3 protein-coding genes are annotated in these 2,878 nt (G+C 39.0%); 2 read left to right on the top strand and 1 reads right to left on the bottom strand.

The features are described from left to right. Nucleotides 1–531: RNA polymerase sigma factor (locus ACOVO2_RS23030; protein ID WP_421772226.1), on the top strand; the 531-nt coding region annotated here is incomplete at its 5' end. A 45-nt stretch (nucleotides 532–576) separates the two neighbouring features. Continuing rightward, nucleotides 577–2,142, top strand: a complete 1,566-nt coding sequence (locus tag ACOVO2_RS23025; RefSeq protein ID WP_421772225.1) for an outer membrane beta-barrel protein — start codon at nucleotides 577–579, stop codon at nucleotides 2,140–2,142. A gap of 65 nt (nucleotides 2,143–2,207) precedes the next feature. Here ACOVO2_RS23025 and ACOVO2_RS23020 read toward each other — a convergent pair. Further along, nucleotides 2,208–2,878, bottom strand: a 671-nt coding sequence (locus ACOVO2_RS23020) for a c-type cytochrome (RefSeq protein ID WP_421772224.1), incomplete at its 5' end; no start/stop codon positions are given.

Genomic DNA, 2,878 nt, shown 5'->3' with positions numbered 1-2,878 from the left:
ATACAGGCTTGTATTCGCCAAGAACGACCCGCCCAACGGCAACTTTACGAGCGTTTTGCCAGTAAGTTGTTCGCTACGGCTATGCGTTACATGAAAAACCGAAGCGACGCCGAAGATGTTTTGCAAGATTCGTTTATCAAGATTTATCAAAAAATAGATAGTTTCCGATTTGATTGTCCGCTCGAAGCATGGCTCAGAAAAATAGTAGTCAATACCGCCTTGAAACAATTACAAAGTCAGCCAAATTACATGGAACATACTGATAGTCAGTTGATTTCGGATGAAGTTGAGCAAGATGAATTTACGCTTTCGGGGTTTGAGTTTGAGCAATTAATGGAAATAGTGCAGAGTTTGCCCGATGGCTGCCGAACGATTTTTAACTTATACGCTATCGAGGGCTACCAGCACAACGAAATTGCAAATATGCTGGGCGTTACGGAAGGAACATCAAAGTCGCAATATTCGAGGGCGAGAATTTTATTACAAGCAAAATTAAAAGCGATGGGAATAGCACCCAAAGCCATTAAATAATATACTTTAAGAAGAAGATACGAAACTGTTTTTTCGTAGAAAATAATGGAGTTACAGAAGCCAAATAATTTTGAAGAAGAATGGCAGAAGGCATTTAATGATGCTTCTTTTGCTCCCCCAAGCGATATGTGGGAGCGAATCGAGCAGGATTTAGAACGCAAAAAACGCCGTCCATTCTTATTTTTCCTTCGCCCATCTGCCATGCTCGCTGGTGTGGCTGCAACCTTAGTTTTGGCTTTGGGAGGAATTCTATTTTTTAATCAAAAAAATTCTAAAACACCACTAGCTGAAGTTAGTGAAAGTGCCATAAAGGCTTCTTCAAAACCTCAAAACATAGATTCTCAAGCAACTTCAGCTGAGATAAATGATGATAATGTTGCTTTGGCAGTACCAAGTTTTGCAAACCCAAATCTTTCAACCGAAAATAAGAACCCTAAGCAAACACTCGCTTTGGCCCAAAACGATATTAATAAGAGTGTTAATAAACCTAAAAAGTCTATACAAAATAGCCAATTACCAACCTTAGCCGCTGCAAGCTTTGCAGGCGATAACGTTGCAAATACGGCGGCGGCTGACACGCCACCTACTAACAACCAAGCATTAGGTAGTTTTAATACAACGACAGCTGATAATCAAACAAATACGAGTATTCCATTAGCCCAAAATGACAATAAAGCTATTCCAGATTTGGCTTTATTGAAATATCACGAGTACAAATACTTAGGAAGCCGTTATACGTTGAAGCGAAATAAATTAGTATTTGAAAGTGAAGTGACGGAAGCTCCCGTTGTGGCATCGAACGATTCTAAATTTTGGGTTGGCGTGCAATCAGGGGTTTCTCCATTTGACCCCAATATGAAGCTTGGTGAACTTAATAGTCTTGCGTACGCACAAGCGGATGCGTTTGCTAAAAATTCAAATACGGCATCAGTTGGAGCTTCGCCATCCGGTGGAAACTTCCAAAATAATGTAATGGTTTCTCAACCACAAAATGCTATTAGAGCAGGAGTTGGTATTAATACGGGCGTGGCAATGGGCTATAAAATTTCAAAAAAATGGAATTTTGAGAGTGGAATTAGATATCTACGTGGAAATTCTACACTTAATAGTAATACTTATGCTTTCCAACAAAATGGCTATGCAAATACTTTCTTGGCTGATTATCTATTACAAAACTCGGTCAATCAAGATATGCAGTTTGCTAATAAACAAATCAATACGGTAGTGGCTGATGCTTCACAATTTGGTAATCGTTATGAATACTTGATGATTCCGGTGCAAGTTGGTTATGAAATTGGTTTATCAAAAAAAGTTGCATTAAATATCTTAGCAGGAGTTTCGACTGATATTTTCTTACAGAATACCATTATCAACGATAATAGTATCTTGCAAGAAAAAAGCACAATTAATACCTCAAGCAATATCTACAAACCACTGAATTTAAGCGGTTTGGGTGGCATAAGAGCAAGCTACCTTGTTAGTAAGCACTGGCAGCTAAATCTGGGAAGCTCTTATCAGCACTCATTATTCTCAGGCATTAATAACTCCACTGCCTTGCAGATGCGTCTGAAAATGTTTGGACTAAATTACGGTTTGAATTATCGTTTTTAAGACCCCCGCCCCCTATAGGGGAGAATGGATAAAATTTTATAGTAACGGATAATTTCTACTCCCCTTTAGGGGTTGGGGGTTTTACTCATATAGCTTAAATACTTCACAACCTCGGTGGCTTCTTCGGGTTTTATGCCCAAATTCGGCATTTTTGCATCATTTCTATAAGCGGCAGGATTTTGAATAAAGGCCTTTAAATCATCAGTTTTCCAATATTCCGTTACACTTCTTGGGTAATTGAGTTCTGGCCCCATTTTTCCACCAATTTTATTGATAGCATGGCAAGTTTGACAACGATTCTTGAAAATTTCGTAGCCAGCCAATGCCGACTCATCTTTTGGTTTGAGGGCAGCATCGTTTTCATGAAGTGGAGCGAGGTGTATCTTTATTAAATTATATGGCCATTTATAACTGATATCATCGCCCGAAACCCCTTCATAAACCACATAAAAAGGCTCCATTTTAGTTTCTTGACCATTTTTTTCGAGCATTTCCCATTCACGACCTTTCGGAGCATCAGCGTCGCTTACTGCCAAATACGCTTTTGCCGAAAGCAATTTTTCTAAAGGCATTTCGGGTTTGTAGCCATCTTCGCACTCAAAAACCACCTTCAAATCTGCGGCATTCATTCTTTTTATCAGAGAATATTTCTCCAAAATATCTTTCAAAGGTAAAGCATTGAATCGTTTATTTTTATGGTAAACGGGGTCTGGCTTAACCATAACCACTTGGGTGT

The organism is Emticicia sp. (assembly GCF_049241225.1).
Classification (GTDB): Bacteria; Bacteroidota; Bacteroidia; order Cytophagales; family Spirosomataceae; genus Emticicia.
This window is presented reverse-complemented; position numbering and strand designations above follow the sequence as displayed.

Excerpts from the sequence above, each read along its gene's own strand:
- ACOVO2_RS23025 (WP_421772225.1), top strand. The coding sequence starts at position 577 with ATGGAGTTACAGAAGCCAAATAATTTTGAAGAAGAATGGCAGAAGGCA.